Source organism: Capnocytophaga bilenii (genome assembly GCF_017565765.1).
GTDB lineage: Bacteria > Bacteroidota > Bacteroidia > Flavobacteriales > Flavobacteriaceae > Capnocytophaga > Capnocytophaga bilenii.
The window spans coordinates 25658-49076 of sequence record NZ_JAGDYP010000007.1 but is presented as its reverse complement, the minus strand read 5'-3'; the positions used below and the strand labels follow the sequence as shown (position 1 = coordinate 49076).

Genomic DNA, 23419 nt, shown 5'->3' with positions numbered 1-23419 from the left:
TTGAAAAGTAATTAATACACTATGATTATGGCAATAAAATTAATCAAAAAAGGGGCAACCCTTGCGGCTATAGTTGCAGCACTAAGCCTTAGCAGCTGCAAAAAAGAAGACCCGAACGCTAATGTGAACTCCCATTCTAATATACTTACAACTTCTATTACAGGTAAAAAGAATTTACCACCTCTTACAGTAGAAGTTGAGGGACGTATAGGAGAGAATCCTACAGGGCAAGCCACCGAAACTTTTACCTTCAATCGTTTTCCCGATTCGGTTAAAGAGTTTAGGGAAGTACGCGAAAAAGTAGGTACTAGATTAGGAGGTGCTATCTTATTGCAAATTATGGCTATGGAAATGTATAGTCATAACAAAGCTATTGGCGAAGAGTGCGTTAAGCTATGTGTAACCGCTACTTACCAAGGGTTTGTTGTAGATAGTTTTAAACGAGTTTTCTACGAGTACAAAAAGCCTTATGCAGCGGCTTCTTTATTGGCGGGGAGCAAGCCAGCAACAGGCTATAACCCTATTGAGCCTTATACTATTACAGTGGAAGTGGATACAGCACTGATGAAAGATACCGAAAAGGAAGCAGGGGGTACTTATTCCAGCGAGTTTCAAGCCTATTTGAAATACCTAAAAGTTTATAACTTTAGACGCTTAAAAGGGAATGGTTATATAGCAAAGGAATTTGCTCAGTTTTCAGTAGTTAAAACCGCTAAGCCAGACGAGCCGAGCCAAGATAAGTACTATCTTGTACAATCATCGGGCGACATACTTGTAGATCCAGAACCCGTTAGTTATAGTCATCCTTACAAGGGCGTAGCTCCTTTTATAAACTAATAAATTTATGAAACGAATATTATGTATTGTATGCTTCTTATCTGTGGTTGGGATGGTAGCGCAGAACAACAATCAACCCAACGCAACTAAGAAAATAGGTATCAAAGATATTTTTTTGATGCTGCCCGATAGTGCTTTCGATCATCAAGATTTTACTCTCAAAAATCGAAAGAAAATGCTTAAAACCATTGGTCAACGACCTAATACAGATGTTGAAAATTACCAAGGTACTTATGCTTATATAGATGTATGCGATCCGAGAAGTGGTTATCTTTCAGCCTTTTATTATTTTTTGGAAGGCTATAAATTTGAAATCTGCTACTGGAACCTCAAAGACGGGCGAAAACTCGTGGGGGTAAACAAAGACGAAGGCAATGGAGCTCTCAAATTTTATTTATACGACAACGGAAATTTGAAAGAGGACTCAAGCTACGAACCTCCAACCTATGGCGTTCAGCTCAGTGATTTTTTTGAGACCTCTCACCTTAATGCTAAAGAAAAAGCTATTTTGCAAGATTTATTCAAAAATAGGGTAGTTTTTCAATACGTGCTTCCTCGCAAAGGAACTTCAATTGAAATGCGCGTAGGTTCTATTCCTTTTGATATGGAGTATGAAACAATGTTTGACGAAGCAGGGTTGGAAGATGCTAAAGTAAAGTACAAACACGTTATTTTCAAATGGGTAAACGAAAAATGGGTGAAAGAAGTCCGAAAAGGATATAAAACAGCAGAATAAATAATAATTAAAATCAAGGATTATGAACAAATCAGTTATTGCAATTTTCTTTTTTGTGCTTACTTTGGGAGTTTATGCACAAAAGAAAGATTTTTACGGTAGTAATTTTACTGTAAAATACCCAGCTAATTTCACTGCCGAAGGCTCTATGCCTTCAGACAACAACGATGATACTTTTGTAAGTGCTATTTTTACCTCGCCCGACAAGAAAGTTAGCTTTTATATTTATTCGCCCAACACTCCTGTCTTGCCTACTGATATTACTATTAAAGAAGGTTTTGGAGAACTCTTAGCCTCATCGGGTAAGAAAAAGAGTAAGAATAAAGTTTATGCTACTTCTTTCTATGAGCCTAAAGATGGTCTTACACATTCTTACCTGATTACTTGCGATGAAAATGACAGAGTAACCAAAGTGGTAGGAAGACGTTACAAAACTATCAAAGACCTCAACGCCTCCGATAAATTGTATGATGAATTTAAAAAATCATTTCAGAATAATAATTAGTCGTTAGGTGCGAGCCGCACAGGCGATTTTAGTTGTTGGGTGCCTGTGCGGCTCGCACCTAACGACTATTTTTTTGCTACGACCTTACACTGCTTTTTGAGGCGTAGCAAGGGCTGAGCAGGGGGGTGATGGCTGATTTTGCAAGTTTTGTAATTTTAAAAAATGTCCGATTTTGCCTACATTTTGGCAGAAAATGCAAACTCTTATTGGCTAAACTATCGTACCTTTGCAGCGAAATAATATGGTAAATCATCAAATTAGCAATCTTGCTAATTGAGGTTAGGCGAATACGCCAATCACCTTACCTCAACAACTAAGTATTAATCCAACACATACAAATCGATATGAAAAAGTTCACAAACCTACAACACGCACATTGGCAAATTTCTAAATTTGCTAATTTCCAAATTTTCAAATTTGCTAATTTTCACATTGGCTAATTTGCTAATTTTCATTGGCTGTTCTAAAGATAAGAACGAGCCAGAGGCTCCTTCTGCTGCTACTACCCAAGTAGAAACCCCCGAACACCTCAAAGATTGGACACCCCAGCCCAAGGTGGATAGCAAGCAACCCTATATGGTATTTGCTGCCGGTAGTGCCTCAGCTACTACCTCCACCACTATTACCCTTACAGCTACGGGCAGTTACAGAGTTAGACCTCTCTAATAACCCACAAATTTCAATTCTTTCTATCAAAGGTTGCCCTATCACCAATATAAAAGTAAAAAATTTATTAGCTTCTATAACGGCTAGCCTCAGCCCAGAAGGGATAGGAATAAAAGGAGAAACACTTCTAAATTTTGTAAAACAGCTAGCAGAAGCTCAAGAAGGTGATGGTGCCGAAATAGTGCTTAGCCCAAGCCAAGTAACAGATGAAATTGAGGAAATTTTAGAAGGAAAAGGTTGGAATTTAGAAGTGGAAGATGAATACTAAAAAAATAAAATAATTTTAAACATCATTTATTATGAAAAAGTTGACAAAAACCCATTCAGAGCAGTCGCTAATTTCCCTGCGTTCTGCGCGTTTGCAAATTATTAAATTTGCCAATTTCTTAATTTGCGTGCTACTTTTTGCCGCTGCTTGCTCTAAAAGCGATGGCAATGAACCCCCCAGCAAAGTAGAAACTACTTATAAAGACTGGCCTATAAAACCTAATATTAAGGAAGGAGAAACCAACTATATTACCTTCTACACCGAACATCAACTTCAAGCCTTCCTTATAGAGGCTGAAGGCGAAGGTTGGTTCGACACCAATAACAACGGCTTACAGCAAGGTATAGTAGAAAAAACATACCAGTTCAAAGCAAAACAAATATTTCCGGTTGAAGCAAAGGGTCCTAATGTTTTTACCTTCTATAGCAACCCTACCGAGTTTAGGCTACACCCTACCAAAGCAAAGTATATGGATGTAACTCACGCTCCTGCCCTAAAAAGCTTGAATGTAGAGGGTAACGAACTTGCCAATTTAAACCTTAGCCAAAATAAAAATCTTAAGTGGGTAGATGTAACAAAGAATAACTTCTCAGCCGAAGCTATGCTTGCTATGGTAAAAACGCTACCCCAAAGAGTAGATACCGAAATGGCTAAAATATACTTGCAATCGCTTAAAGGTGAGACTGAAAAAAACAAAGTTACCAAAGAAGTGTTGGATGTGTTGGCAAGCAAAAACTGGATAGCTATGTATTACGACAAAAATGCTACAGAAAGCCTCTACAACGGCAATCCTAATACTCCTTATGCCGAAGTACCTCAAGGCGGATATGGTGTGTATATAGGCGGTAAAGAGCTTACCTCTAGCAATTATTACTATATACATAAAAATCAATTTCCAGCATTAGAAGATGGTAAAGCGTACTACGACCCTATCAATAGCGTGCTTACCCTTGAAGGAGCTGATATTTCAGTAAGTTACGAAGATGGAAAAGAAAAAGCAGCTATTTCGGCTACTCAAACCCTTACCATAGTGTTGCGCGGTTACAATTCTATAGCCACTAGTAAAGTTATAGAAACAGCCGATTTGCGCATTACCGGAACTGGTGAGCTTCATATAAACACTAAAAATACTGATGCCATTTACTCCGAAGCGAATATTACCATAGAAGGGGCAGGTTGTAAGGTTGTATCAAGCTATCAAATTTCAGCTAAAAAACAGATTATTATCAACCAAGCCAATCTAAAAATCAATATAAATAATAAAGAGGTAGCAGCTTTAGTGTCTTTAGAAGGTATTACCCTTTCAAAGTGCAAAGTTGTTGACCCCGTAGGAGCCACCGTACAAAAGAAAGATTTCTTTTACACCTTCTTCAAACAAGATGGTACCCACTGCCCCGATTTGCATATTGTAGCTGAATAGAGTACCCAATACCAGAATTAGGGAATTAGCTAATTTACTAATTTACTAATTCCCTAATTCTTACTCACCAATAACCAGCAAAAAACCTAACGATTAACCTAATAAATAAAAAAAATCAATATGAAAAAGTTAACAAACCCACACCACACCCATTGGCTAATTTCCAAATTTGCTAATTTGCTAATTCTCTTGCTAATTTTTGCAGGCTGTTCTAAAGATAAGAACCAGCCAGAGGCACCCGCTACTACCCAAGTAAACCGCGATGAGGTGAAAGAATATATACAGCTTACTACCCAAAAAAGTAGTGTAACACTGAGAATTGAAGCAGCAAAAGAGGATGAAAAAACGGTATGGATAGACCTCAATGGCAATAACAAATGGGAGGAAGGCATTGATATAGCAGTTACTAACTTTGGGGAAGAAACGTATTCCTTAAAAGCGAACACTTTTAGGATTTATGGTAAAGTTTCATTATTGAAATGTGATGGAAATGACATTTCAGCCATAGCACTTCACAATCCTTACCTTGAGGATTTCAGAGCAAGTGGAAACAAGCTACAATCGCTAAACATCCCTGATAATGATAACTTAAGGATTTTATATATAGATTTTAATCCTTTAAGCTCCTTAACACTTGGCAAATTGCCCCATCTTAAAGTATTAGGTCTAGAGACAACCCAGCTTAGTACCCTTGCCCTTGGCGGCTTCCCCGAGCTTGAAGAATTAGTTGTAAGCAGCACCCCTATTACCCAATTGAATGTGAGTGCCAACACTAAGCTCAATAGGGTAGGTATCGGTCGCCATAATGGTGAGGGGCTTATAGGCGCAGCTTTAAAAGCCTTTGCAGAGAGCCTGCACTCTAAAGGCGGTGAAATTTTCTTAAGCCAAGACCAGAAAACCCCCGAAATACTAGGAATTTTAGGTGGTAAAAAATGGCGGGTTCAGTAATAGGAATCCCTTAGCTACTAGCCACTAACCCGCTACTCTGTGCGAGTCGAACCTAATGTGCGACTCGCACCTAATAATTAATAATTATTTTGTATCTTTGCGGCAAAAAGTATAAAACGATGAAAATACTTCATATAGACAAAAACCACCCTTTGATGCTGGCACAGCTTGCGGCACAAGGGTTTGAAAACCACGAAGATTACACTAGTACTAAGGCTGAAATAGAGGCTAAAATAGCAAATTACGATGGCATTATCATTCGCAGTAGGTTTCCTATCGATAAAGCATTTTTAAACAAAGCTACCCAGCTAAAATTTATAGGTAGGGTAGGAGCAGGGCTAGAAAATATAGATGTAGCCTATGCCGAAAGCAAAGGCATTGAGCTAATAGCAGCCCCCGAAGGCAACCGCAATGCAGTGGGCGAACACGCTTTAGGAATGCTACTATCGCTACTAAACAAGTTTAAAAAAGCAAATAACGAAATCAGAAACGGCAAATGGTTGCGTGAGGAAAATCGCGGTTGGGAGTTAGACGGCAAAACCGTAGGCATTATAGGCTACGGCAATATGGGCAAGAGCTTTGCTAAAAAATTGCGCGGCTTCGATTGCCAAGTAATTTGCTACGATATACTGCCTAACAAAGGCGATGAAAATGCTCGCCAAGTAACGTTAGTAGATTTTTTCCGTCAGGCAGATGTGGTAAGTCTGCACACCCCACAAACGCCCCAAACAGCAGGAATGATAAATGAAGCGTTTATCAATAGTTTTGCCAAGAGTTTTTGGTTTTTGAACACAGCGCGCGGCAAGAGCGTCATTACCGATGACCTAGTGCGCGCCCTACAAAGCGGCAAAGTATTGGGCGCAGGATTGGATGTGCTTGAGTATGAGAAAGCCTCATTTGAAGATTTCTTTAGTGATAAACAGATGCCCGAAGCCTTTAAATACCTTTTGCAGGCAGACAATGTAATCCTAACCCCCCATATAGCAGGCTGGACACTTGAAAGCAAAGAAAAACTAGCCCAGACGATTGTAGATAAGATAATTAATTTTAGTCATTAGTCGTTAGTCGTTAGAAAGCGATTCTATATAAGAAAATTGATATTTGATATATTATGAAAAAGAATTATTTATTAATTGGGGTAGCGGCTCTCTTGTTGGGGAGTTGTTGTGCTACCAAACCTACTACCGCAGCGCAAGCCTCCAAGGGCGAAAGTGCGCTTATTGCCAATGGCAAACTATGGTCTTCTTACTTTCAGCAAAACGCTGCTGAATATGAAGCGCTTTGTCTGCAAGCCTTCAATGTAGCTCAGCTTCGTTTAGACGAGGCTCTCGCTAAAAAAGGCGATAAACCGCTCGCTATCGTTACTGATATTGACGAGACTTTCTTAGACAACTCGCCTTTTGAAGCCTATTGTGCTAAAAAGGGTATCAGCTACTCGCAAGAGGCGTGGGAAGAATGGACGGTATTAGGCGATGCCAAACCACTAGCAGGGGCGTTGGATTTCTTTAAATACGCCGACAGCAAAGGAGTGGCTATCTTCTACGTAACCAATCGTTTAGAAAAAGAGCGCGAAGGTACTGCCAAGAACTTACGCAAGTACAACTTTCCTTTCCCTTCCGATAGTAGACTGATACTCCGCACTGCCGAGAAAAGCAAAGAAAACCGCCGCTTACAGATAGCTAAAGATTACGACATCGTGCTACTAATGGGCGATAACCTTTCTGACTTTGCCAAAGACTTCGACAGCCGTACCCCCGAAGGACGCTCAGAAGCCGTGCACAACAACCGCAATGAGTTTGGCAAGCGCTTTATCATCTTGCCCAACTACTCTTACGGCGACTGGGAAGGTGCTGCCTATGGCAATAAATACTCTATCCCTGCTGAACAAAAAGAACTGATTATTAAGAACAAAACGAAAGCGTTTAAGTAGTAGTTAGTCGTTAGTGATTAGTCGTTAGTCGTTAGTTTGTAGTAGTTGCTAATGACTGAATTACTTGATGATTGTGAACAGTTCTAAAAGGAAAAACCTAAAAAAGAGACTGTTTATAAGGAAAACTGTCCTAATGTAAGACTACAATACAAATGGCAAATCTTGCGAGAGCGAGGTTTGTCATTTTTTTTGCAAATTATTATTTGGTGGTCGTAGTTTGTCCTGTGTCTGCTGTATTTTTGCCGCAGAAATAATAAAAAACACCTTGTTATGATGATTTTAGACAACTTTAGTGACAAGCTAAAAATAGCTTATGCTGATATACTGGAAGCTATGCTCTGCCAAGATACTCGTGAAGAAAAAGACTTCGACGAACAAAATCGTCTTACCGAACGCCGTTTGTACAACGATGAAAAGAAACTCCTCTTTAGAGAAATATATGATTATCAGCACGATTATGTGCATAAAAAACTATATCCTTATAGTGAAGAGATAGTACACCTTATCTGCCCTATTTATACAGAAGAAAGGCAAAGAGCTCTTTACCTGCCTATCAAAGAACGTATACTGAATTTAGGATTTCAGTCTGAAGAAATCACCAAAATAACTGTACGTCTAAAAAACTACAACGAAAAAGGGCAAAAACTGCAAGAGACTTATAATTGGTGTAAGGGATTTTTTGCTGAAAAAGGCAGTATGGGGATAGATAATATACGCTATGATGAAAGACAAAAACTCTATTCTAGTGAAGGATTTAATGCTTATTGGAACGAAAAGCGAAACATACTGCGCACTGTTGATTTGAATGGTCAGACCCTTATTGAATTAAGCTCTTGGGATGAGAATACTTTTAGTACAGTAGAGGTGTATCATTACGATGATAATAAGAAACTTAGGCAGAAAATTATCACTAACCGAGAGGGAGTTTGCAATATTCTGAATTATACTCCTGAACCGCAAAAAAGCAAAACAAAGGTAATAAAAATAGACCCCAAAGATCCTACTAAAAGTAAAAAAGAAGGGTATACACATACTTTTAAAAAAGGTACTCTCACCCAAATAGCTCAACATTATAATGATAACTTTGAAACTGTTAAACAGCTTACTACTTTTAACGAGTATGACAAAGTAATACATAGAATAAATACTACTTACGCCAATAGACACAAAAAAAGTAGTGAGAAAATCAGTAGGTATATTTACAACGAGCAAGGCGTACTTACAAAGGAAATACACCTCAGCACCAATAATTTTACTGAACTTGAAATTTTACTTTACAACACACAAGGGCAAAAAATAGAACGTATCTATAGGCGTAAAAACTCAAACAAAGAAGTTTATACTTCAGAAAAGACTGTTTATACTTACGATACAGAGGGAAAACTTTTATTAGAAAGCACTCCTACACATCTTACTCATCATTTTTACACCTTAACAGATGATTATGATGAACACTTGGAAATTACGATAAAAACAAACTTATAAAACACTCAATTATGACTTTAGCTTATTTTTCAGAAAAACATAAAATAGCCTTTGCCGATGCTTTTGAGGCGATGACCTGCAATATACCCAGCAGTATAGACTACAAAGAGCCTGCTTTAGAAGAAAAGGATTTTGACGAAAACGGACGCCTATTAGAAAGACGCTTTGTACACCACGGGCGACCCAGATTAGTAGAACGTTATGACTACAACGAAGGGATAGTACATAAGTCATTCTATGAATTTGGTCGTGAGATTCTTCAATTTAGTTTGCCTTTATACAGTGAGCAGGAATTGAGAGCTAAACATATACCTATTAAAGAATGGGTACAAAACTTAGGTTTTGCGCCTGAGCAGGTAGCAGAAATTAGCCTTCAGATAAAAAGTACTGACAAGATTGGAGGCATACAACAGAAAACTTGGCATGGTTGTGAAGGGTACTTTGAAAAAGCTAACAGAACAAATATAGATAATATTGCTTGTGATGAGAGAGATAATATATGTGCTATAGAAGAATATGTATCATCTTGGGGAGAACAACGCATAGAATATCGTACTTTTGACGCTCGAAACAACCGAATTTTTCAAGCACATTCTTGGCAAGAAGATACTTTAAGCTCTATAGAAGTATCAGTATATGATGAGCAAAACCGAGTAATGCAACGCATAGATACCAATCGCTACGGAGATTCTAGAGGGCTCACATATTACACTTATAAAGGAGATGAAGTGATTCGCACAAAAATATATCTCGATAATCCTAAAGAAATTGCCGAAGAGAGTCGCAAACTCATAGAAAAAAAAGGGAATAAAACTATAGAAACTACTTATACTGAAGATGACCATAGAGGTAAAAAAGAAGTTACCACCTTTGACCTTACTGGTAAAATTATAGAAAAAATAGAGACTAATTATGAAGTAAAATATAAAAAATGGACAGGTGAGAAAAATGTGCGAAGTGATGAAATAACAGATAAAACAGTTCAAGAATACACTTATAACGAAGCAGGAGTACTTGTAAAAGAAGTGAGTCGGTATGTTGATAAAGATAAAGAAGGTTTTCCCTGGTCTGACGGCTATTATAGTACAGAAATCATTCTCTACAATGAACAAGGGCAAAAAGTAGAGCGCAATGAAAAACGAGAATATAAAAATAGTTTCGAGGTTATAGGCGAACGCCCTAACCTCAAATTTCAAACAAAAGATAAAATATTCTTAGAACGCACTCTTTACTACTACGACTCTGAGGGCAACCTCACCCGTGAAGAATTAAAAAAATGGCGTGCTGATGAGGGGGTTGAAACCGATATTGAACTTCTTACTACCCACCATTTTTACATTAAAGAAGATGAATGTGAAGAACATTTAAAAGTTATTGTAAAAAATAATTAATATGTACACAACTCTTAAAGAAAAAATCATCAACTCAGGATTGGTTGATATTTCTAAAATTCTTTTTATAAACATTGATACTACTTATTTCAACGACCAAAAACAAGTGGTAAAACGCATACATAGCGAGTTTACTAATTTCTTTGAAGAACGTTTTTGGGGAGATAGCATAATACGCTATGAATACGATGCACAAGGTAATTGCACTACCCAAACGGAGGAGGATGGAGAAGGTAATATATGGAGTAGGATACAACGTTTGTACAACCTTCAAGGCAAGTTAATAGTGGAAAACCTCTGTTGGGGTAATAAAAGTACATTTACAACTGACGCTATAATAACATTTGCTTACGACAAAAAAGGGAGAGTTATAGAACAGACACGTATGGAGAATGGTAAATTAGAATCTATTAGTAAATACTCTTACGAGAAAAACAAAGAGCGATGCGTTACTCGCAATCGTGCTTATCGTTTTTTAGAAGAATCTTATACAATTTTTGATGAGCAAGGTCGGGAAATTGAGTGTTATTGTTCTGGTGACTGGATAGATCCTGAAAAAAGAATTTTTACTACTTATGAGAAAAATAAAATCATAAAACGATTTACCTATCCTAGCGGAATGGGAGAACCATTTGATAGAGTTACTTTATTGGATGATAAAGGGCGTACTACCGAAACCTATATAGAAAGTGAAAATGGAGAAATTTCCAATCATTGTATACTTAAATGCGATGATGAAAAACAAGTAACTTATGGCAAAGGTCCTGCCAATAGCTATTTTCGGAATACAGAACACGGTTCTTTAATCTTTCACGAGAAAGGAGAAAACTACAAACAACAAGTTATTATAGATTATAGTTTAGAGTAAAACAGTATTTAAACACCGTTTAAATCAAAATTAAATATTATATTTGCAACGAAAAACTAAAACAAAACTAATATGAGTAAATTCGTACCCGAATTAGAACAATGGGCAGCTGAAGTGATAGAGAAAATCACCCCCTTTGCCGAACAAATTGATTTAGCTTACTACCCTCTACAAACAGAAGCTAAAATGAATCCCGAACTCTTGATTATTGGGTTAAACCCAGGATCAGAAGGAAAGTATAATGAACAAAAGACAAAGGATAAATGGGAATTTAAAGATGGTAAGATGACCATTGAACGCTTGTTAAAAGGCAATCCTTTTATTGAGGAAAAAGAAGAATGGAAAATCTTTAGAGGTTTAAACAGAATTCCGTTTATCAAGCAAGCAGTAGATAGTAATAACTACTGTTTTATGAATTATGTGTACTTTGGCACTTCTGTTTTTGAAAAAATCAAGAAACATCCTGAAGCAATACAAATATGTAAAGAACTTACTAAGAAGTTTATTGAGATTATCAATCCTAAACATATTATTGTTTTGGGCTTAGAAGGTATTGAAAGTATTTCTAAAATTGAAAAAACACTACTAAAAGGTAAAACTAAACGACTCCTTGTACAAGGAGGAGATTTGTTTGGGAAACAAGTACTTGCCATTTCTCATCCCTCTTATGCCGTGTCAACAGCAGAATACGAAGCTATTGATACTAACATAAAAGAGTTTTATGAAGGTAAGCCCCTCAAATCTTTTACTTTTAAACCTAACGTAAAAGCTTCTGATGTTAATATTGAACAGATAAACAAAATTTTGGCTGAAAAATTAGAGTTTACTCTATGGAAAAATAAGAAAAACATTTATGCAGCTCAATGTAAGGGAGTTGGAAATGATGTTTTAGACTTCAGGATTGATCTAAAGCAAAATGAAAAATATCTTTCTTTCCGTTCTTTAGAACACCCTAAAAAGTTAGAAAACACAGAGGTCTACAAAAACACCTTTAAAGAACCTTTTAGCATTGAGGTAAACGCTTGGTTTGTAGAAAAATTCTTAAATAACTATCCTCAACTCCAAGCTATTGAGCAAGAAATTGCTGATGACCTCCTCTCACTTCTTAATGCTATTAAAGCACAGCAATAACAGCCTATGAAAATACAATATTGTTCGGACTTACACCTTGAATTTGAGGATAATTTAAACTTTTTGAGCAATTGCCCTATAAAGCGGGTGGGTGATATTCTTATCATCGCTGGCGACCTTGTGCCTTTTGTAAATCTCTCTAAAGCCCTCTATAAAAGTGAAATAGCTGACCTTTGCAAGGGTTTTGAAAAGGTATTTTGGTTGCCTGGTAACCACGAGTATTACCTCTATACGCACCACTACGCCAGCACTCGCTGTGAGCAGCCCTTGAAAGAAGTGCCTAACCTCTACTTGGTAGACAACTATAGCGAGCGTATAGGCGACACTCAGCTGATACTTAGCACAATGTGGAGCCATATCAGCAAAAAGAACGAGAAAGCTATAAAGTATGGAATGAATGATTTCCGCTATATTACTGTGCTAAACCCCACTAAAGGAGGTGAAATTGACTCCTTAGAAATAGCTGATTTTAACTATTTCAATAAAGAAGCGGTGCGTTTCTTGAAGAAAGAAGTGAAAAAAGCGGCTAAAGCCAAGCAAGTTGGCGAGATAGAGCGTATCGTAGTTGCTACCCATTACGTACCCACTAAAGAGCATTATCCCGAAATATACGCCGACAGTCCGCTAAATGAAGCCTTTGCGCAAGACCTTGCCGATTTTATTGTCTCAAACCCTATAGATTATTGGATTTATGGGCATCACCATTTTAACCAGCCCGACTTTAAGGTAGGTAACACCCAGCTACTCACTAATCAATTAGGCTATGTGATGCGCGAGGAACACGAAGGTTTTGACTGGGAAAAATGTATAGAGGTATAAAAAATGAAAAAAATATTGTTATCTGACCTATTCTGTCCACTTTGTACTATATCTTTGCGGCTGAAAAAAGAAAAATAAAACTTTTTTTAGCAAAAAGGGATATATATCCGGAAAAGATTGTATATTTGTCGCAAATTTAAAAAGTATACGAATATTTGAGATAGAGGTACAAATACATACAACGATATAGCGTTTCGCTTTGATTTTCCTGTTCTGGAATACGACCAAACATTTTCAATAACACAAGGAAAGCAAATGCCGAGATGCCTGCCTTATAAGCGCAGGTATTCCTTTTTGCTTTTGTGTTAGCCTTTGGTCGGGCTCCAGACGAAGTAATAGGAAGCCTGCGCTTGGTGTGTTTTTGAAAGATGAGTATAAACCAATTAATTCAAATTATATGGCGAATTTAATTAACTTAGGGAGCGAATTACTGAGAATTTGTCCCACCAACAGTAACAAAATTGAAGTTTCTACCAATGACGGTAGAATTTGGAGTTCTCGTTATTCAGGCTCTTCTTGTGGAGCGTTTTATGATCTTACCTCTTATGGTAGTGAGATTATTGCTATCACTTCTAAGGGAGTATATGTGTCCACTAATGGGGGCAGAATTTGGAGTAGCCGTTATACAAGCTCTTCTTGTGGAGACTTTCAGTCTATTTCAGCTAATGGTTCAGAGCTTTTAGCTACTACTTCCAAAGGACTCTATGTTTCTAAGAATGGAGGTAGAATTTGGAGCAAACGCAACTAAGAATTGTTTAACTTTTAGAACTTGTAACGAAAAGTTGAATATAGACTATCAAACGCTAAGTATTTTTGAAGAGCTCAACATTGTAAATCGCTGGGGAGACATCAGGTTAGGAAGTGTAACTTTCAACGAACAGGGTAATATTGACAATGGCTATATACTGAGCTATGAAGGTTCTAATCAGGATGACTCTGGCGACTGGCTAACATTTGAATCAGGAAGAGAGAATGCAGAGGGCGAAATAGTATGGGGTTGCGAATACAAATGGCGAGGGTATACTTGGGAATTGAGTTTATATGAAAATGGTGAACTCCGTGAAAGAATAGCATCGGAAGTCTATCTATCAGCCAATGAAACAATAAGCGTATTTATGCCTTTGAAGAGTTATAGAAAAAATAAAAAAAAGTTAATGTTGTATTAAAAAAAGTTGTATATTTGCAGCAACAAATAAAAAATATATTTATGAAACCAAACATTTTTGACATCGCTACCAAAGAACTTAGTCAGGATGCTTTTATCACTTGGCTATTGGCTTTTGCTGATGATGACAATCAGCAATATGGCAAGGAATTAAATCTATGTGCAAAAGAATTTGTTTCTATGCTCATAAAAAAACAAATTCCAAATTTTAATGAGCCCATACTTACAGTTGAAGCAGGGCGTCAGTGGGAAAACATTGATGTATGGGCAGAAGTAAATGGTAAATATCTTATCATAATAGAGGATAAAACCATTAGTTCTGAACATTCTAATCAATTAGAACGTTATAAGGAAATAGCAGAAAAATGGTGTTCAGAAAACAAATATGAAACACCTATTTGTATTTACCTTAAAACAGGGAATGAAAGTTTGAGTATTTTTAATGCAATAAAAGATAAAGGATACGCTATCTTTGATAGGACTGACTTCATAACTTTACTTAATAGTCATAAAGATATTAAAAACAATATCTTTATTGATTTTTACGAACGTATGACTAACTTAGAAAAATTAAGTACTGACTTTGAACATAAGCCTTTAGACGAATGGAATGGCAATGATTGGCAAGGCTTTTTCAAACTTATTGAAACTAAAATCAATATACTAAAATGGCATTATGTAAACAATCCAAACGGAGGTTTTTGGAATGCCATTCTTAATTGGGAGTATTGGGGAGACTATCCCGTATACATACAACTTGAAGAAGGGAAATTGTGCTTTAAATTATCTACAGACCCTGACGATATTGATTTGCCTGATAATTTTGACAGAGCAAACACTCGTAATGAGCTTTACAATTTAATTATTGAGAAAGCAAACGCTTTAGGATTAAACGAAATTAGAAAACCTGATAGGTTTGGTAATGGCAAATATATGACAGTTGCTATTGTTGATAAAGAAAATTGGTTGGCTAATGAAAAAGGGTTTGTAAATGCTCAAAAAGTAGTTGAAAATCTAACTAAATATCTAAATTTCTTACGAGAAGAAATTCTAAAATAATAGCTATCAACCTCTCCCCACTCCTAAAAAAGTGGGGATTTTTTATTGAAGAAAAAATATAGTTGGTCATAATATGTCCACTTTATTTTGTATCTTTGCAGTGTAATTTTTAAAGTAATGCAATGAATCTTTATTTAGATGACCTCCGTACAACTCCTGAGGGGTTTGAGCGGGTGTATAGTTATGAGGAATTTGTAGCTTATCTTCAGCGGTATGGGTTGCCTGATTTTATTTCGTTCGACCACGATTTGGGCGAGGGGCTTTCGGGCTATGATTGTGCTAAATATTTGGTGGATTATTGTTTAGACCATCAGTTGTCTTTGCCTGCTTTTGCAGTACACAGCCAAAACCCTGTAGGGAAGGAGAATATAGAGCGGCTACTGAAGAATTTTAAAACAATTACTGAAATATAATACTAAAAAACTATGGCTAAAAAAGAACAATTATTGCGATTGGTGTATATTGTAAAAGCTCTTGAAAGAGCTCCTGAAGAGGGACTTAGCTATCGGGAGTTATACGATTACCTAAAGCAAAAACACGAGGATAAAGACTGCGAGGAAGATAAGTTTACTTTTTCGGAAAAGACTTTTCAGCGGGATAGACATCTGTTAGAAGATATTTTTATGATTTACATAGTACGCAACGGCAGAGATAGGTGGGTGATTGAAGAAAGTGAACTAACAAATCGCTATGCTATTTTTGACAATATCTTATTGGTGGATGCTTACCGCCGCACCAAAGAGATGCAAGAGGTGCTACTATTTGAACGACAAGAAAAAACGCTGGGTTTAAACTATATTGAAGACATTATTGAGGCTATAGAAAAAGAGCGTACAGTGCGGTTTTTCTACACCAAATTTTGGGAAGGGGTAGCTCGCCAGCGCGAGGTGGTGCCCTATGCCTTAAAGGAACACAACAGGCGTTGGTATCTTATAGCGGCAGAGCACAAAGAGCCTATGCAGTTTAAGACTTTTGGCTTAGACCGTATCACGCAATTGGAGGTTACAGCTACCAAAGCACACCGCCAAAAGGTGAATATAGAAGCCCTCTTTAAAAATACTTATGGAGTAATGATTGATACGGAGACACCTCCGCAAGAAATCATTTTATCGTTTGACTACGAGCAGGGGCAGTACGTTAAAACCTTACCACTGCACCCTTCGCAAGAGCTATTAGAGGATAATGAAGATGAGGTGCGTATCAGCTTACAGCTTGTTCCTAACTACAATTTTGTGATGGAGATATGCGCTCGCAGTCAGTATGTGAAAGTGCTTTCGCCTGCTTCATTGGCTGAAGAAGTAAAGAAACATCTAAAAAAAGCATACGAGCAATACACTTAGCTATTAAATCTTGGCGCAAATAATTTGTGGTTTGTAATTTGTCATTTATAATTATTTTGTATCTTTGCAAAAAATTACGCATCGTATGTCAGCAAACACAGTTACACCTTATCAAAATTCGGCACAGGGCAAGAAACAACAAGTTACCCAAATGTTTAATACCATATCGGGTACGTATGACGGGCTAAACCGTGTTATTTCTTTGGGGTCGGATATAAAATGGCGTAAGTTTGTAGTACAGAAAGTAGCTGAAATACACCCTACAGCAGTATTGGATGTGGCTACCGGCACAGGCGATTTGGCAATTGCCCTCACCGAAATAGAAGGGGTAAAAATAACAGGCTTAGACATCTCGGAAGGGATGTTATCGGTAGGGCGTGAAAAGGTGGCAAAGCGCAACCTTACCGACCGCATTACCTTAGTGCAAGGCGATAGTGAGCAACTGCCTTTTGCCGATGAAAGCTTTGATGCTGTAACGGTGGGATTTGGTGTGCGTAATTTTGAGGATTTAGAAAAAGGACTTTCTGAAATAAAACGAGTGCTGAAACCTAACGGGCGCTTGGTAGTTTTAGAAACTTCAGTACCCGAAAAATTTCCTTTTAAGCAGGGGTATCACTTGTATACCAACTATGTGATGCCTTTGGTAGGCAAGTTGTTTTCTAAAGACCGCTCGGCATACCGATACCTATCAAACTCAGCCATACACTTTCCCTATGGCAAGAAGTTTCAGGAAATATTGGATAAGGTAGGCTATCAGCATACGAGCTATCACCCTAAAACTTTAGGAGGGGTAGCTACCATTTACATTGCAAATAAATAGAAAATAAAAATAAATAATGAATAACAAAAGTCTGAAAAGAACTCTATTGATGTTACTTGTGTGTATGGGTGGTTTTCAACTCTATGCACAATTCAAGCAACCAATGATAAATTTAGAGCATTTTGATGAAAAGCGCTACCAATGGGGCTACTATTTTGGGGCAAATACTTTTGATTTTAAAATAGACTACAACGAACTCAATTATGGTGTAGATAGGCTTAAAGAGGTGCTTACGGAACGCAAAATAGGCTTCAATGTAGGGCTGACAGGCTCGATGCGTTTGGTAAAACAATTGGATTTGCGCATAGAACCTGGGTTGGTATACAACAAGCGTGTGCTTACCTTCCCTGGTTTTGGTGAAGCTCGTGATTGGGAGCGCGATGCACAATCTACTTATATATACATACCTTTGCTGTTGAAATACAGTGCTATACGTTGGTTTAACGTGAAGCCTTTTCTTACAGCAGGGGCATCGACAGTTTTCAACCTTAGTAGCAATGACAACCTAACAATTGATAATGCTGATCGTACCTTTCGCGTAAAAAAGAATGTATACTTTTATGAGTTTGGTTTAGGTATTGACTTTTATACGCATTATTTTAGGGTTTCGGCTTCGGCAAGGGCGATGTTCTCTATCAACAATGAGTTGGTACCCGATAACGACCCTAATAGCCCTTGGACGAGCAACTTAAATGGTATGAAAACTCGCGGTTTTCTTCTGAACTTGAATTTTGAATAAGATGAAAAAGATTACTTTTATAGTATGTTTCTTATGCGGCTTGTGGTCGTTTGGGCAGAACTTTAGTTACCCAATGGCAAGTCCGCGCCAAGTGATTACCCAACAATTTTCAGTAAGCCAAATTACAGTAGATTATGGTCGCCCGAGTGTGCGTGGGCGTAAGATATTTGGCGAACTAGTGCCTTATGGCAAAATATGGCGCTTGGGGGCTAATCAGGCTACAAGTATTACATTTTATCAGCCTGTAAAGTTTGGAGGTTTACCCGTAAAAAAAGGTGATTATGCTATATTTGTAACCCCAGAAGCTCACCAATGGACGGTAGTGCTCAACTACGACTCGAACGCTTGGGGCGCTTATAGTTACGACCCCAATGAAAACGCTATAGAATTTACCGTACCTGTAACGCAAACTAAAGAGTTGCAAGAGTCGCTGGAGTTTTCATTTGAAGCTATCTCTAATGACAAAGTGAATTTGGTGATACGTTGGGAATACTTGAAGGTGGAAATACCTATTGAAGTAGATAAAAAAGAAACTATTGATAAGATTGTAGAGCAGCTTAGAGAGGTAAAACAATTTGAGAGAGATTTAGAGGGCAAAGACGATAAAAAATAGAAGCAATGAAGAAAAAGACAGTGCGAAAATATATTATACTTGCTATTTTGGTAGCAATATGGTTGGTTTTTCGTAACTTTCCTGCGTTCACCGAGTCTATTTATAGCTGTGGTATTTATCCTTTTATTGCCAAAATACAGCATTTTTTGTGGGGATGGCTGCCTTTTTCTTTTGGAGATGTTTTTTATACTATATTGCTTATTGCCATTATTTTTGGGACAGTGAAATACATCAGGAAGTTATGGCAAGAACCGCTAAAGACTTTAGACAAATTATTTACTAAACTAATACGCCTTGTTTTTGCATTTTTTATGCTGTGGGGTTTTAACTATTTTAGAATACCTTTGGCAGAAAGTCTTCATATTGATAGAAAATATACAGAGGAGCAATTGCTAAAAGCTACCGAAAATTGTATAGCACGTGCTAACGCTTTACATAGTAAGTTGGCAGCAAATGATAGTACTAAGGTAGATTTTTGGTTATCACAATCTGAAATATATCGCATTGCAGCAACGGCTTACCCATTGAATAGACAAGGTATTACTGATTTTAAGGCTATAGAGAGCGTTAAACCCTCATTGTACAGCAAATTGCTTACTTATATGGGCTATAGTGGTTATCTAAATCCTTTTACCAATGAAGCCCAAGTAAACGGACTAATGGTGGGCTATAGCACTCCTATTACGGCTTGCCACGAGATAGCGCACCAAATGGGGTATGCTGCTGAACAAGAAGCGAATTATTTGGGCTATTTGGCAGCTGAAAAAGTTCAAAATCCTTATTTTAATTACAGTGCCGAGCTTTTTGCCTTGCGTTACTTTTTGGGTGAGGTAGCTATGGTAGCCCCTCAGCATTACGAAGAACTGAGAGCAAAGGTTCACAAAGGTATTTTCGAAAATTACAAAGAAGTGCGTCTTTTCTGGGAACAATATAAAAATAAAGCTGAACCTGTATTCAAGTCCAGCTATAATGTTTTCTTAAAAGCAAATAAACAGAGTGTGGGTATTAATAGTTATGATTTGGTAGTAGGGCTTCTTATTTCTCACTACACTTCATAAGCCCCTGATTACTGCAAAAATTTATTGAGCTCTTTCATCAATACTTCTGTATCTTGAAATCCTTCTCCTCGCCATATCAAACTTTGTTTATTAAAGATGATAATAGTGGGTATTGTGCTAATTTTTAGTGCTTTACTAAGTTCTTTATTTTTGTCTATATCTACTTTTACTACCTTCACGTGACTCTTAAAAATAGAAACAACTTCACGCAATACCGCATTCATATGCAGTGAGTTTTCAATCCCTTCAGAATAAAAACATAGTAGTACAGGAGTGCTTACATTGATAATATCGCCAAACTTTTCCATTTCTTAAATACTTAATAATCGCACAAATGTACAATTATTTTTTTAAATACCAATATTTTTCAAAAAAATAAAATTAAATACCCTATTTATTACTTTGGTAATTATCAAAAATAACGTATCTTTGCCGCTGTTATGATACGAAAAATTCTTTCTTTTTTTTATTCTACCAAGCTGATGGCAGTTCTTTTTATTGCCTTTGCAGCCGCTATGGCTTGTGGTACTTTCATAGAAAGCAACTACGATACCGATACTGCGCGCATTTGGGTATACAACACTTGGTGGTTTGAGGCGATGATAGTGTTTTTTGTAGTGAATTTTATAGGGAATATACAGCGTTATCGCCTGCTAAAAAAAGAAAATTGGGCAGTGTTTATTTTGCATCTTTCGTGGGTATTTATCATTGTGGGGGCGGGCATTACGCGTTATTTTGGCGATGAAGGTACTATCTCATTACGCGAGGGTGAAACTGCTAACGCCTATCTTTCCAGCCGTACTTATATTACAGTTTTAGTAGATGGTGATTATCAAGGAAAACCGCTCAGAAAACGAAACCAAAAAGAGGTACTTTTCTCTACTTATACTTCCAATCATTACCAATGGCATTCCGATTTTAAAGGAAAACCCTTCCAGGTGGATTATCAGAGTTTTTCTGAACCTACTGAGGGAATGAGCACAGTGGTATTTACTATTACTTCGGGTAACGAACGGCAGCAAGTTACTGTGATGGGGCACAAGGGGCTACAACACCCTCCCACAACTGCAAGCCTCAATGGTTTAGACTTTCACATTAGTTACGGGGCGCGTGAAGTATTGTTGCCCTTTAGCATCAAACTAAATGATTTTATAGCTGATAAATATCCAGGAACTGAAAATAGTTATGCCTCATTTAAAAGTAAAGTATCGATTGATAGTCGTGAAGATAGCTTCAACTACGATATTTATATGAATCATATTCTCAATTACAAAGGCTACCGCTTGTTTCAATCGTCTTTTCACCCCGATGAACAAGGTACCATACTTTCCGTAAATGACGACTTTTGGGGTACGCTGATTACTTATATAGGCTACTCACTGCTATTTATTGGGTTGTTGCTATTTATGTTTGTAGGCAAGTCGCGGTTTAGGAAACTCAGCCAACAACTTAAATCACTACAAAAGCAACGTTTAGCGGGGGCTCTTTTCCTTTTCTTTATAACTACTTCATTGCTAACGGCTCAATCTTATCCTGTAGTAGATAAAACCCACGCTGCTAGATTTGGTGCCTTACTCATTCAAGACGATGGACGCATTAAGCCTATTAATACTTTTTCTTCAGAACTCTTGAGAAAACTCAGCAAGCACGACACTTACCAAGGGCTCAATGCCGACCAAGTGCTGCTCTCTATGCTTCTCAGTCCGCAATTGTGGTATGAGAGCGAACTTGTGTATGTAAAGAAAGCTAATGATAGTCTGCATCGTTTTTTGGGTGTAAAAGAAGGTAGTAAATGGGTAAAACCCAGCGACTTTTTTGATGCACAAGGGCATTATAAACTCGCCCCTTTGCTAAAAGACATTTACAATACCAATACTCCCAATCAGTTTCAGAAAGATTTTAAGGAAGTAGACCAGCGCATCGGCTTGCTAAATCGTGCATTGCAAGGCGACATTTTCAAAGTCTTCCCAGTACCTAACGATACCAATCACAAGTGGATTTCTCACTTAGATTACTTAAGGGATACCCTCCAAATCACCGACCCACTCTACAAAAAGTTTGTAAAGAACGCGCTGCCGGCTTATCTTATCCTGCTGCAACAAGCCACAAAAACAGGTGATTACAGCAAAGCCGATAAAGTATTAGAGAATATTAAACTGCAGCAAGAGCTCTATTCGGCTTCAATACTCCCTTCACCCTACAAAGTAACAACAGAACTATGGTATAACCGCATCAATATTTTCGAATGGCTCTTTCAGGCGTATTTGTATCTTGGCATAGCACTATTTATTGTGCAATTATGGCATATTTTCACCCCTAAACGAGTGTTTAGAATACTTACCCAGCTGACCATTGCCCTGCTCTGGTGCTGTTTTGCCCTTCATACTACGGGGCTTATCCTGCGTTGGTACATATCAGGGCACGCTCCTTTTACCGATGCTTATGAGAGTATGATTTACGTGGGCTGGTCGGCTATAGGCGCAGGACTTTTCTTCTCTCGCCGCTCTCCTCTGTCGGTAGCAGCCACTGCTTTTGTAACCGCTATGATACTGATGATAGCCCATTGGAACTGGATGGATCCCGCTATTGGCACCCTACAGCCTGTGCTCAATAGCTATTGGCTGATGCTGCACGTAGCTGTAATTGTAGCCAGCTATGGTCCTTTTGCCTTAGGAATGCTTTTGGGGGCTATCAATCTTTTGCTGATAATTTTTACTACCAAAAACAACGTACTTACGCTTAAGAAAATTCAGCAAGAGCTTACCATTGTCAACGAACTATCGCTTACTGTAGGTTTGGTGATGCTCACTATTGGCAATTTTATAGGCGGTATGTGGGCAAACGAAAGCTGGGGGCGCTATTGGGGCTGGGATCCTAAAGAAACGTGGGCACTGATTAGCATAATGATTTACGCTTTTGTAATCCACCTGCGCTTAGTACCCAAAATGCGCAGCTTGTGGGCGTTCAATTTTATGAGCGTTGTTGCTTTTGGCAGTATATTGATGACCTATTTCGGCGTAAATTTCTACCTTACAGGTATGCACAGCTATGCTACAGGCGACAAGATTATCACCCCCACTTTTGTATATTACGCAATAGGGGTAGTACTATTGTTGGGAATACTATCTTTTGTGAAAAGTAAAAAAAGTAAAATATGAAATATCTGATAGTTATACTATTAATGCTCTTGTTAGGCTGTGTTGAAAAACAACAAAACACACAGAATGTAGCACTATTTGAAGAAGCTAACAAAAAGGAAATTCTTTTTAAAGGAGATACTATAAAGTGCTATCAAGACGAAAAAAGTACAAAATACTATTTGCGCTATTCAAAACAATCATATTTAATACCCTATTTTTATATGTTTTATGATGATACAATCACAGTCAATGAGATGAATGTTGTAAATAATGCCGATACATTAGAGGTAAATATGTTTCAAGGTAACACTCGTACAGATCAATATAAAATTCTTTTAAAAGAAAAACCCTTTTTAAAGAGCATTCATACTTTTATTCACGATGATGAAACCGATACACTCATAGTCAATAAATATTTACCTGTAGATACCGAAACACAACAAAAAATAAACCTTTTCATCAACCATTAATCATTAATAAT

The 23419-nt window shown here is 37.5% G+C and carries 26 protein-coding genes; 25 read left to right on the top strand and 1 reads right to left on the bottom strand.

From position 1 onward, the window contains the following. Positions 1–27: 27 nt before the first annotated feature. The 23 genes from J4N46_RS09385 (at position 28) to J4N46_RS09275 (ending at position 19798) form a co-directional block, all read left to right on the top strand. Positions 28–837 carry a DUF6935 domain-containing protein gene (locus J4N46_RS09385; RefSeq protein ID WP_208059078.1) on the top strand — a complete coding sequence of 270 codons (810 nt, stop codon included), beginning with the start codon at positions 28–30 and terminating at the stop codon, positions 835–837. 7 nt (positions 838–844) lie between these two features. Further along, positions 845–1573, top strand: a complete 729-nt coding sequence (locus J4N46_RS09380; RefSeq protein WP_208059077.1) for a hypothetical protein — start codon at positions 845–847, stop codon at positions 1571–1573. 22 nt (positions 1574–1595) lie between these two features. Next, positions 1596–2078, top strand: a complete 483-nt coding sequence (locus J4N46_RS09375; RefSeq protein WP_208059076.1) for a hypothetical protein — start codon at positions 1596–1598, stop codon at positions 2076–2078. Positions 2079–2519: 441 nt separating this feature from the next. Next, positions 2520–2744 (top strand): hypothetical protein, encoded by a 225-nt coding sequence (locus J4N46_RS09370; RefSeq protein ID WP_208059075.1) that lies wholly within the window; start codon positions 2520–2522, stop codon positions 2742–2744. Continuing rightward, a complete protein-coding gene (locus J4N46_RS09365; RefSeq protein WP_208059074.1) occupies positions 2674–3012 on the top strand; it encodes a hypothetical protein in 339 nt (112 codons plus the stop codon). The genes J4N46_RS09370 and J4N46_RS09365 overlap by 71 nt, the downstream gene beginning before the upstream one ends. A 31-nt stretch (positions 3013–3043) precedes the next feature. Beyond that, complete coding sequence (locus tag J4N46_RS09360; protein ID WP_208059073.1) at positions 3044–4432, top strand: hypothetical protein; 1389 nt, start codon at positions 3044–3046, stop codon at positions 4430–4432. Positions 4433–4552: 120 nt separating this feature from the next. Further along, the gene (locus tag J4N46_RS09355; protein ID WP_208059072.1) at positions 4553–5380 is read left to right on the top strand and encodes a leucine-rich repeat domain-containing protein; all 828 of its coding nucleotides are present in this window, start codon (positions 4553–4555) and stop codon (positions 5378–5380) included. A gap of 119 nt (positions 5381–5499) precedes the next feature. After that, the gene (locus J4N46_RS09350) at positions 5500–6438 is read left to right on the top strand and encodes a 2-hydroxyacid dehydrogenase (RefSeq protein WP_208059071.1); all 939 of its coding nucleotides are present in this window, start codon (positions 5500–5502) and stop codon (positions 6436–6438) included. 53 nt (positions 6439–6491) lie between these two features. Next, positions 6492–7310, top strand: a complete 819-nt coding sequence (locus tag J4N46_RS09345; RefSeq protein ID WP_208059070.1) for a 5'-nucleotidase, lipoprotein e(P4) family — start codon at positions 6492–6494, stop codon at positions 7308–7310. A 270-nt stretch (positions 7311–7580) separates the two neighbouring features. Beyond that, positions 7581–8795, top strand: a complete 1215-nt coding sequence (locus J4N46_RS09340; protein WP_208059069.1) for a hypothetical protein — start codon at positions 7581–7583, stop codon at positions 8793–8795. An 11-nt stretch (positions 8796–8806) separates the two neighbouring features. Next, a complete protein-coding gene (locus J4N46_RS09335; RefSeq protein ID WP_208059068.1) occupies positions 8807–10186 on the top strand; it encodes a hypothetical protein in 1380 nt (459 codons plus the stop codon). Between the two features lies 1 nt (position 10187). After that, positions 10188–11054: a hypothetical protein gene (locus J4N46_RS09330; protein ID WP_208059067.1), complete on the top strand. Its 867-nt coding sequence runs from the start codon at positions 10188–10190 to the stop codon at positions 11052–11054. Between the two features lie 72 nt (positions 11055–11126). Beyond that, positions 11127–12185: a uracil-DNA glycosylase family protein gene (locus tag J4N46_RS09325; protein ID WP_208059066.1), complete on the top strand. Its 1059-nt coding sequence runs from the start codon at positions 11127–11129 to the stop codon at positions 12183–12185. Positions 12186–12191: 6 nt separating this feature from the next. Then, entirely contained in the window at positions 12192–13004 is an 813-nt protein-coding gene (locus tag J4N46_RS09320) for a metallophosphoesterase (RefSeq protein WP_208059065.1), read from the top strand. A 397-nt stretch (positions 13005–13401) separates the two neighbouring features. Then, a complete protein-coding gene (locus J4N46_RS09315; RefSeq protein ID WP_208059064.1) occupies positions 13402–13752 on the top strand; it encodes a WD40/YVTN/BNR-like repeat-containing protein in 351 nt (116 codons plus the stop codon). Positions 13753–13786: 34 nt separating this feature from the next. Then, the gene (locus tag J4N46_RS09310; RefSeq protein WP_208059063.1) at positions 13787–14170 is read left to right on the top strand and encodes a hypothetical protein; all 384 of its coding nucleotides are present in this window, start codon (positions 13787–13789) and stop codon (positions 14168–14170) included. Between the two features lie 41 nt (positions 14171–14211). Next, positions 14212–15228, top strand: a complete 1017-nt coding sequence (locus J4N46_RS09305) for a PD-(D/E)XK nuclease family protein (RefSeq protein ID WP_208059062.1) — start codon at positions 14212–14214, stop codon at positions 15226–15228. 122 nt (positions 15229–15350) lie between these two features. Beyond that, positions 15351–15641: a cyclic-phosphate processing receiver domain-containing protein gene (locus J4N46_RS09300; RefSeq protein ID WP_208059061.1), complete on the top strand. Its 291-nt coding sequence runs from the start codon at positions 15351–15353 to the stop codon at positions 15639–15641. Between the two features lie 12 nt (positions 15642–15653). Then, positions 15654–16568, top strand: coding sequence for a helix-turn-helix transcriptional regulator (locus J4N46_RS09295; RefSeq protein WP_208059060.1), 915 nt, complete (start codon positions 15654–15656; stop codon positions 16566–16568). A gap of 85 nt (positions 16569–16653) precedes the next feature. Then, positions 16654–17388 (top strand): bifunctional demethylmenaquinone methyltransferase/2-methoxy-6-polyprenyl-1,4-benzoquinol methylase UbiE, encoded by a 735-nt coding sequence (ubiE, locus tag J4N46_RS09290; RefSeq protein WP_009415825.1) that lies wholly within the window; start codon positions 16654–16656, stop codon positions 17386–17388. A 16-nt stretch (positions 17389–17404) separates the two neighbouring features. Then, positions 17405–18127: a type IX secretion/gliding motility protein PorT/SprT gene (gene porT / locus J4N46_RS09285; RefSeq protein WP_009415826.1), complete on the top strand. Its 723-nt coding sequence runs from the start codon at positions 17405–17407 to the stop codon at positions 18125–18127. Position 18128: 1 nt separating this feature from the next. Further along, positions 18129–18740, top strand: coding sequence for a DUF2911 domain-containing protein (locus tag J4N46_RS09280; protein WP_208059059.1), 612 nt, complete (start codon positions 18129–18131; stop codon positions 18738–18740). Between the two features lie 5 nt (positions 18741–18745). Further along, positions 18746–19798: a DUF3810 domain-containing protein gene (locus J4N46_RS09275; RefSeq protein ID WP_208059058.1), complete on the top strand. Its 1053-nt coding sequence runs from the start codon at positions 18746–18748 to the stop codon at positions 19796–19798. Positions 19799–19806: 8 nt separating this feature from the next. Here J4N46_RS09275 and J4N46_RS09270 read toward each other — a convergent pair whose 3' ends face one another. Continuing rightward, on the bottom strand, positions 19807–20106 hold the full coding sequence (locus J4N46_RS09270; protein WP_009415829.1) for a thioredoxin family protein: 300 nt from the start codon (positions 20104–20106) through the stop codon (positions 19807–19809). Between the two features lie 174 nt (positions 20107–20280). On the opposite strand from J4N46_RS09270, the gene ccsA reads away from it, so the two are divergent. Then, a complete protein-coding gene (gene ccsA / locus J4N46_RS09265) occupies positions 20281–22956 on the top strand; it encodes a cytochrome c biogenesis protein (RefSeq protein WP_208059057.1) in 2676 nt (891 codons plus the stop codon). Next, positions 22953–23408: a hypothetical protein gene (locus tag J4N46_RS09260; protein WP_208059056.1), complete on the top strand. Its 456-nt coding sequence runs from the start codon at positions 22953–22955 to the stop codon at positions 23406–23408. The genes ccsA and J4N46_RS09260 overlap by 4 nt, the downstream gene beginning before the upstream one ends. Positions 23409–23419 lie beyond the last annotated feature (11 nt).

Excerpts from the sequence above, each read along its gene's own strand:
- J4N46_RS09385 (WP_208059078.1), top strand. The coding sequence starts at position 28 with ATGGCAATAAAATTAATCAAAAAAGGGGCAACCCTTGCGGCTATAGTT.
- J4N46_RS09380 (WP_208059077.1), top strand. The coding sequence starts at position 845 with ATGAAACGAATATTATGTATTGTATGCTTCTTATCTGTGGTTGGGATG.
- J4N46_RS09375 (WP_208059076.1), top strand. The coding sequence starts at position 1,596 with ATGAACAAATCAGTTATTGCAATTTTCTTTTTTGTGCTTACTTTGGGA.
- J4N46_RS09360 (WP_208059073.1), top strand. The coding sequence starts at position 3,044 with ATGAAAAAGTTGACAAAAACCCATTCAGAGCAGTCGCTAATTTCCCTG.
- J4N46_RS09355 (WP_208059072.1), top strand. The coding sequence starts at position 4,553 with ATGAAAAAGTTAACAAACCCACACCACACCCATTGGCTAATTTCCAAA.
- J4N46_RS09350 (WP_208059071.1), top strand. The coding sequence starts at position 5,500 with ATGAAAATACTTCATATAGACAAAAACCACCCTTTGATGCTGGCACAG.
- J4N46_RS09345 (WP_208059070.1), top strand. The coding sequence starts at position 6,492 with ATGAAAAAGAATTATTTATTAATTGGGGTAGCGGCTCTCTTGTTGGGG.
- J4N46_RS09340 (WP_208059069.1), top strand. The coding sequence starts at position 7,581 with ATGATGATTTTAGACAACTTTAGTGACAAGCTAAAAATAGCTTATGCT.
- J4N46_RS09335 (WP_208059068.1), top strand. The coding sequence starts at position 8,807 with ATGACTTTAGCTTATTTTTCAGAAAAACATAAAATAGCCTTTGCCGAT.
- J4N46_RS09330 (WP_208059067.1), top strand. The coding sequence starts at position 10,188 with ATGTACACAACTCTTAAAGAAAAAATCATCAACTCAGGATTGGTTGAT.
- J4N46_RS09325 (WP_208059066.1), top strand. The coding sequence starts at position 11,127 with ATGAGTAAATTCGTACCCGAATTAGAACAATGGGCAGCTGAAGTGATA.
- J4N46_RS09320 (WP_208059065.1), top strand. The coding sequence starts at position 12,192 with ATGAAAATACAATATTGTTCGGACTTACACCTTGAATTTGAGGATAAT.
- J4N46_RS09315 (WP_208059064.1), top strand. The coding sequence starts at position 13,402 with ATGGCGAATTTAATTAACTTAGGGAGCGAATTACTGAGAATTTGTCCC.
- J4N46_RS09305 (WP_208059062.1), top strand. The coding sequence starts at position 14,212 with ATGAAACCAAACATTTTTGACATCGCTACCAAAGAACTTAGTCAGGAT.
- J4N46_RS09300 (WP_208059061.1), top strand. The coding sequence starts at position 15,351 with ATGAATCTTTATTTAGATGACCTCCGTACAACTCCTGAGGGGTTTGAG.
- J4N46_RS09295 (WP_208059060.1), top strand. The coding sequence starts at position 15,654 with ATGGCTAAAAAAGAACAATTATTGCGATTGGTGTATATTGTAAAAGCT.
- ubiE (WP_009415825.1), top strand. The coding sequence starts at position 16,654 with ATGTCAGCAAACACAGTTACACCTTATCAAAATTCGGCACAGGGCAAG.
- porT (WP_009415826.1), top strand. The coding sequence starts at position 17,405 with ATGAATAACAAAAGTCTGAAAAGAACTCTATTGATGTTACTTGTGTGT.
- J4N46_RS09280 (WP_208059059.1), top strand. The coding sequence starts at position 18,129 with ATGAAAAAGATTACTTTTATAGTATGTTTCTTATGCGGCTTGTGGTCG.
- J4N46_RS09275 (WP_208059058.1), top strand. The coding sequence starts at position 18,746 with ATGAAGAAAAAGACAGTGCGAAAATATATTATACTTGCTATTTTGGTA.
- J4N46_RS09270 (WP_009415829.1), bottom strand. The coding sequence starts at position 20,106 with ATGGAAAAGTTTGGCGATATTATCAATGTAAGCACTCCTGTACTACTA.
- ccsA (WP_208059057.1), top strand. The coding sequence starts at position 20,281 with ATGGCAGTTCTTTTTATTGCCTTTGCAGCCGCTATGGCTTGTGGTACT.
- J4N46_RS09260 (WP_208059056.1), top strand. The coding sequence starts at position 22,953 with ATGAAATATCTGATAGTTATACTATTAATGCTCTTGTTAGGCTGTGTT.